The 6,308-nt window shown below is 67.2% G+C and carries 6 protein-coding genes and 1 tRNA gene; 5 read left to right on the forward strand and 2 right to left on the reverse strand.

What is annotated here, in order from left to right; genetic code table 11:
• From B551_RS11785 to B551_RS11795, 3 genes are all read left to right on the forward strand, one after another.
• The coding region (locus B551_RS11785) for a DUF4212 domain-containing protein (RefSeq protein WP_023264151.1) at positions 1-330 on the forward strand (330 nt) is incomplete at its 5' end.
• Between the two features lie 289 nt (positions 331-619).
• Positions 620-2,320, forward strand: a complete 1,701-nt coding sequence (locus B551_RS11790) for an MFS transporter (RefSeq protein WP_006579307.1) — start codon at positions 620-622, stop codon at positions 2,318-2,320.
• 147 nt (positions 2,321-2,467) lie between these two features.
• Positions 2,468-2,544 (forward strand) — tRNA-Met (locus B551_RS11795).
• 148 nt (positions 2,545-2,692) lie between these two features.
• Here the strand turns inward: B551_RS11795 and B551_RS11800 are convergent.
• Positions 2,693-3,727 (reverse strand): YafY family protein, encoded by a 1,035-nt coding sequence (locus B551_RS11800; protein ID WP_043439078.1) that lies wholly within the window; start codon positions 3,725-3,727, stop codon positions 2,693-2,695.
• 337 nt (positions 3,728-4,064) lie between these two features.
• Between B551_RS11800 and B551_RS11805 the strand changes: the two genes are divergently transcribed.
• Positions 4,065-4,328 (forward strand): hypothetical protein, encoded by a 264-nt coding sequence (locus tag B551_RS11805; protein WP_006579091.1) that lies wholly within the window; start codon positions 4,065-4,067, stop codon positions 4,326-4,328.
• 309 nt (positions 4,329-4,637) lie between these two features.
• Positions 4,638-5,075, forward strand: a complete 438-nt coding sequence (locus B551_RS11810) for a universal stress protein (RefSeq protein ID WP_006579090.1) — start codon at positions 4,638-4,640, stop codon at positions 5,073-5,075.
• Between the two features lie 136 nt (positions 5,076-5,211).
• Here B551_RS11810 and B551_RS11815 read toward each other — a convergent pair whose 3' ends face one another.
• Positions 5,212-6,243, reverse strand: a complete 1,032-nt coding sequence (locus B551_RS11815) for a serine/threonine protein kinase (protein WP_006579089.1) — start codon at positions 6,241-6,243, stop codon at positions 5,212-5,214.
• Positions 6,244-6,308: the final 65 nt, after the last annotated feature.

A 6,308-nucleotide genomic window follows, 5' to 3' on the forward strand; every position in this document is an offset into this window, starting at 1 on the left:
CTTGCGCGCCAGCAGCGCGCCGCGGCGGCCTGGCGCACCAACCTGCGCTGGACCGCGGTGCTGCTGGCGCTGTGGTTTGCCGGCACGTTCGGCGTCAGCTGGTTCGCGCGCGAGCTGCGCTTCGACTTCTTCGGCTGGCCCTTCTCGTTCTGGGCCGGCGCACAAGGCTTGCTGATCCTGTACGTGCTGATGGCCGCCGCCTATGCCTGGCGCATGAACCGGGCCGATCGTGAGGTTGGCGAGATCGGCGAGCCGGCGCAGGCGCCGACGGACATGCCGGCCGACGATGCCGCGCACGCCGACGATGGCGATGCTGCGCGGCACCGCTGAACGCCGCGGCCCTGCGTACCGCGCGCAGCGCGCAATCGCCGCCTGATCGCGCACCCTGGCATCCCGCATTGCAACATCGCTCCGGCGGGCGGAAGGCGAGTTCGGCCGCCGCGCGACGCTAGCGTATACCCCGAGCAATAAGGGCTCCCGCACGCCCTTTGCTGTCAGAACACCGTAAGTTTCGCCTCCCAGAATCCACACACATTCGACGGCCTCCGCCGGTACGCGGCGTTGCCGCCCGCGTAGCGCGGCCGTGCGAAAGGACCCCTGAACAGTAGGAGGAGACAAAATGGCTAACGCCCAGAATGTCGCAGTGCCGGGAGGCAGTGCGCAGAATGCGCCGATGACGCGCGAGGAGAGGAAGGTCATTCTCGCCTCGTCGCTCGGCACGGTGTTCGAGTGGTACGACTTTTATCTGTACGGTTCGCTGGCGGCGATCATCGCCAAGCAGTTCTTCGCCGGCCTCGATCCGACCTCGGCCTTCATCTTCGCGCTGCTCGCCTTTGCCGCCGGCTTCATCGTGCGGCCGTTCGGCGCGCTGGTGTTCGGCCGGCTCGGCGACATGATCGGCCGCAAGTACACCTTCCTGGTGACGATCCTGATCATGGGCGTGTCGACGTTCATCGTCGGCCTGCTGCCCAGCTACGCCACCATCGGCTGGGCCGCCCCGATCATCCTGATCGCGCTGCGGATGCTGCAGGGCCTCGCGCTCGGCGGCGAGTACGGCGGTGCGGCGACCTACGTCGCCGAACATGCGCCGCACGGCAAGCGCGGCTCGTACACGTCCTGGATCCAGACCACGGCCACGCTCGGCCTGTTCATGTCGCTGATCGTGATCCTGGTGTGCCGTCAGCTGACCGGTCCGGACTTCGAGGTCTGGGGCTGGCGCATTCCATTCCTGCTGTCGATCGTGCTGCTCGGCATGTCGGTCTACATCCGGCTGTCGATGGCCGAATCGCCGGCGTTCCAGCGCATGAAGTCCGAGGGCAAGACCTCGAAGGCGCCGCTGACGGAATCGTTCGGCCAATGGCGCAACCTGAAGATCGTGATCCTGGCGCTGGTGGGCCTGACCGCCGGCCAGGCCGTGGTCTGGTACACGGGCCAGTTCTACGCGCTGTTCTTCCTGACCCAGGTGCTGAAGGTCGACGCCAAGACCGCCAACCTGCTGATCGCCGGCGCGCTGGTGATCGGCACGCCGTTCTTCGTGTTCTTCGGCGTGCTGTCGGACAAGATCGGCCGCAAGTGGATCATCATGGCCGGCTGCGCGCTGGCGATGCTGACCTACTTCCCGCTGTTCAAGGCGCTGACCCACTACGCCAACCCGGCGCTCGAGCGCGCCCAGCAGTCGGCCCAGATCGTCGTCACCGCCGATCCGAAGCAGTGCTCGTTCCAGGGCAGCCCGATCGCCCGCGAGATCGACTTCCGCAGCTCCTGCGACATCGCCAAGCGCACGCTGGCGCAGTCGTCGGCAAGCTATGAAGTCGTCGAGGCGCCGGCCGGCACCACCGCCACCGTCAAGATCGGCGATCGCGAGATCCCCGCCTTCAATGCCGCGCTGGTGCCGCAGGGACACAGCTTCGATCCGGCCAGCAAGGCGAAGATCGACGCCTTCAAGAAGGAAGTCGCCTCGGCCATGACGGCCGCCGGCTATCCGACCAAGGCCGATCCCGCCGAGATGAACACGGTGATGGTGCTGGTGATCCTGGTGATCCTGGTGATCTACGTGACGATGGTCTACGGTCCGATCGCCGCGATGCTGGTCGAGCTGTTCCCGACCCGCATCCGCTACACCTCGATGTCCCTGCCCTACCACATCGGCAACGGCTGGTTCGGCGGCATGCTGCCCACCATCTCGTTCGCCCTGGTCGCGCAGAACGGCAACATCTACTACGGCCTGTGGTACCCGATCGTGATCGCCGGCATCACGCTGGTGATCGGCTCGCTGTTCATCCGCGAGACCAAGGACGTGGACATCTACGCGCGCGACTGATCTTCGATCGCGCCCCGCCGGCTACGATGCCGGCGGCGAATCCGGCGGTCCGGCAGGGCCGCCGGTTTTTTTTGGCCTTTGAATGCCGGCGGGCCGCACAAAAGTGTTGACAGCGATCCAACGGCCCGTATAATTGCGGTCTTCGTCGGCGAATTAGCTCAGTCGGTTAGAGCGACGGAATCATAATCCGCAGGTCCGGGGTTCGAGTCCCTGATTCGCCACCAGTATTTCGAAGGGGTCAGCGCAAGCTGACCCCTTTTTGTTTTGGCGCCGCCCTGCCAGTCCCGATCGGGGCTCCTGCCGGGAGCCCCTCCCCATCACCCCACTCCCCAGTTCCGGCGTCAGTTCTCAGTTCCCGCCTCAGTTCCCGCCTCAGTTCCGACAGTAAGCCCGCGCCATCGTCTTGACCTCGAGCGCCAGCGCGCGGCGCAGCGCCACCGGCTCCAGCACCTCGACCTGCGGGCCGAACGAGCGCAGCCAGCGCACCAGCCAGTCGGCCATCTCCACCGTGCAGCGAACCACCAGCGAACCGTCTGGGCCGATCTCCTCGGTCTGATCGGGCGCCATCGGCGCGTCGCGCACGATGTCGCCGCAGCCCCTGGCGAAGCGCACCGCCAGCTTGATATTGCCGTCGCCGTGCAGCCCGAATTCGGCCGCCTCCTCGACGTAGTCGGCCAGCGAGAAATGGTCGGGATAGATGAAGCGCTCCTTCAGCGCGTGCGCCGCGTGGACGCGGTCCAGCCGCAGGCATTGCGGCGCCGGGTCCTCGCCTTCCAGTCCGACCAGATAGACCATGCCGGCCTTCTCGACCACGCCGAGCGGCATCAGCACGCGCTTGCTTTCCGGCTCGAAGCGCGGCCGGTAAACGACCTCCAGGCAGCGCTCCTCGAACACCGCGGTCAGCACCGGCAGCAGCACGACCTCGCGCAACCGCGGCGGCACCAGCGGCGAACTGCGCTCGACCACCGATACCTTGCGATGCCAGGCGATCCGCCCGGTGGCGCCCTCGCCGCTGCGCCGGCGCAGTTGCGACTCGGCGGCATCGAACAACGGCCGCAGCAGGGTCGCCATCACCGATGTGATCTGGCGGCCGGCGAACCGCTTGAGCACCTGCAGCGCCAGCGCCTCTTCGTCGCTGAGCCAGGTGCCGGCGTTGGCGAGCATCCGGCCGGCACCTTCGGCGCGGCGCCACATCAGGCCGCGCCCCTGCGCGCGGCACTCTGCCGAGCCGTCGGCGACCAGCAGCACCAGCCGCTGCTGCAGCACCTCGGCGGGCGGCTCGGCGACGCCGAGGGCGGCAAGGCCGCGCGCCACGTCCTCGGCGCTCATCCAGCGCCGGGGACCGCCGTCGTCAAGCAGGACGGAAAGAATGGAAACGTCGAGTTGCGAATCGAACTGTTGGGCCATAAAGCGCAATCAGAGGTTGGTCATCCGTGGGGAGAGCGAAGCCTATCAAGCGGGGCGTCCGGAAATGAAGGAAATGGACAAGGAACGACGGTTCCCGGCACGCACTTCGGCCCTCCGAAACGAAAGTGCGAGCAACAGCCTATGCGATGCCCGCCGGCACGCGGAGTGGGCAATGCCCAGGCCGGCGCGGCACACGCATTCGCATTGTTAAAAACTTTGAATAACTGATACGAGGCAGCGTCGCGTCACCGCCCGGATGTGAGCCTATTCTTCTCACATCGGCTGACGACATCGGGCCGCAAAACGATTCTCAAAAATTCAACAAATGGAGAAAATCATGAAGATCACCACCACCCGCCTGGTTCTCAGCGCCGCCATCGCCGGTACCGCGCTGCTGTCGCTGAACAGCGTGTTCGCCGCGCCGGTGCGCGCTTCGCAGGCCGGCGACGACTACGGCTACACGTTCCGCTCGGTGGACCGCTTCGCCGATGGCGCGCGCGCCTTCAACGTCTACGCGGACGGCGCCCGCACGCAGGACGTCTACAGCGAGGGCGCCCGTACCGGCATCCGCGGCGATTACCCCGCGCCGATCGGCGAATGAGCCGGCCGGTTGTGACGAAGCGAAGGAGCAAGCGATGAGCGTTCGGGACAATGCACTGATCGTCGCGGCGTGGATCGGCGCCTGCCTGGCCAGTGGCTGGCTGGTCATCTTTACGGGGATGCTGCTGTCGCAGTAAGTGCGGGATCGGGCATGCAATTCGGCGAAGTGCCGAGTTTTTGACCGGAATCATGGCGAGATCGCCGCCTAGCTGCCATCATGAATTCAGCCAGGCAAGGCAACGCCAGCCGTGCCGCCGACCGCCTGGCCGTCGACAACGCCTGCAAGGCCCCTGATAGGAGAACCCTCGCCATGACCCATATCGTGCTCGCCACCGACGGCTCCGCCTTCAGCGACGCTGCCGCCCGCTTTATCGCCGAAGGGAAGCTGCTGCAGGGCGAACGGACCGTGCATGTGGTGCACGTCGCCCCGGAGGTCACCGGACAGGTCCGCGCCTTCGTCAGCAAGGACGCCATCGACGACTGGCATCGCGAGGAAAGCGAGAAGGCGATGCGCTCGGTCTGCGACATCCTGGCCGCCGCGCAACTGCGCGTGGAAAAGCATGCGCTCAGCGGCTTTCCGCCGGATCGCATCGTGGCGCTGGCCAAATCGGTCAACGCCGATGCGATCGTGATCGGCACCCATGGCCGCGGATCGTTCTTCGACGCGGTGCTGGGCTCGGTCGCCGGCCGCGTGGTCGCGCATGCGTCGTGCCCGGTGATCCTGGTGAAGGCGCCGGAGAAGGCGTGATGGTGTGATGGCCTGATGGCCTGATGGCCTGATGGCCTGATGATGCGGGCCATTCAAGGCCCACAGCGTGACGAGCGCCGCGGTCGCGCCCGGGACGATCGGCAGCTCGGCCGATCAAATCGCGATCAAGCCGCGATCAAGCCGACCACAACGGCGGCTCGTCCATCAGCGCGATCTGTTCGCGCAGTTCGAGGATGCGGTCCTGCCAGTAGCGCGCCGTGCCGAACCACGGAAACGCGGCCGGAAAGGCCGGATCGTTCCAGCGGCTCGCCAGCCAGGCGCTGTAGTGCAGCAGGCGCAGCGTGCGCAGCGCCTCGACCAGATGCAGTTCGCGCATCGGGAATTCGGCGAAGTCCTCGTAGCCGGCCACGATATCGGCCAACTGGCTCTGCATCGCGGCGCGGTCCCCCTCCAGCAGCATCCACAGGTCCTGCACCGCGGGCCCGCTCCGGCTGTCGTCGAAGTCGACGAAATGCGGCCCGGCGCTGCCGCCACGGGCCTGATCGGCCTCGATCCACAGCAGGTTGCCGCGATGGCAGTCGCCATGCAGCCGCAGCATTGCCACGTCGCCGGCGCGCTCGTAGCAGCGCCGCACGCCATCGATGGCGAGATCGGCCGCGGCCTGCCAGGCCGGCCGCAGATCGGCCGGGATGCAGTCGTGCGCCAGCAGCCAGTCGCGCGGCGCCACCCCGAAGGTCTCGACATCGAGCGCGGGCCGGTGGAGATAGGGCTGGGCCGCGCCCACGGCGTGGATGCGGCCGATGAAACGGCCGAGCCAGGCCAGCGTGTCTGCGCGATGGAGCTCTGGCTCGCGGCCGCCGCAGCGCGGGAATACCGCGAAGCGAAAGCCCCCATGCGACAGCAGCGTGCTGCCGCCGCAGTCGAGCGGCGGCACGGCCGGGATCTCGGCCTCGGCAAGCTGCCGGACGAAGGCATGTTCCTCGAGGAGGGCGGCGTCGCTCCAGCGCCCGGGACGGTAGAACTTCATCACCAGCGGCGCGCCGTCCTCGACCCCGGCCTGCCAGACCCGATTCTCGTAGCTGTTCAGCGCCAGCAGCCGGCCGTCCGGCATGAAGCCGGCAACCTCGAGCGCATCGAGGATCAGGTCGGGCGTCAGTCCCGCGAACGGAATGTCCGGCGAGGCAGTGGAATCGGGCGACATCACCATGGCTAAGCGCTAGCTTAGGACACCGCGCGCGTCAGGACCCCTGCCGCGAACGCTGTCCGCCGAGC

This window comes from Cupriavidus sp. HPC(L) (assembly GCF_000307735.3).
Taxonomy (GTDB): Bacteria; Pseudomonadota; Gammaproteobacteria; order Burkholderiales; family Burkholderiaceae; genus Cupriavidus.

Excerpts from the sequence above, each read along its gene's own strand:
- B551_RS11805 (WP_006579091.1), top strand. The coding sequence starts at position 4,065 with ATGAAGATCACCACCACCCGCCTGGTTCTCAGCGCCGCCATCGCCGGT.
- B551_RS11810 (WP_006579090.1), top strand. The coding sequence starts at position 4,638 with ATGACCCATATCGTGCTCGCCACCGACGGCTCCGCCTTCAGCGACGCT.
- B551_RS11790 (WP_006579307.1), top strand. The coding sequence starts at position 620 with ATGGCTAACGCCCAGAATGTCGCAGTGCCGGGAGGCAGTGCGCAGAAT.
- B551_RS11815 (WP_006579089.1), bottom strand. The coding sequence starts at position 6,243 with ATGGTGATGTCGCCCGATTCCACTGCCTCGCCGGACATTCCGTTCGCG.
- B551_RS11800 (WP_043439078.1), bottom strand. The coding sequence starts at position 3,727 with ATGGCCCAACAGTTCGATTCGCAACTCGACGTTTCCATTCTTTCCGTC.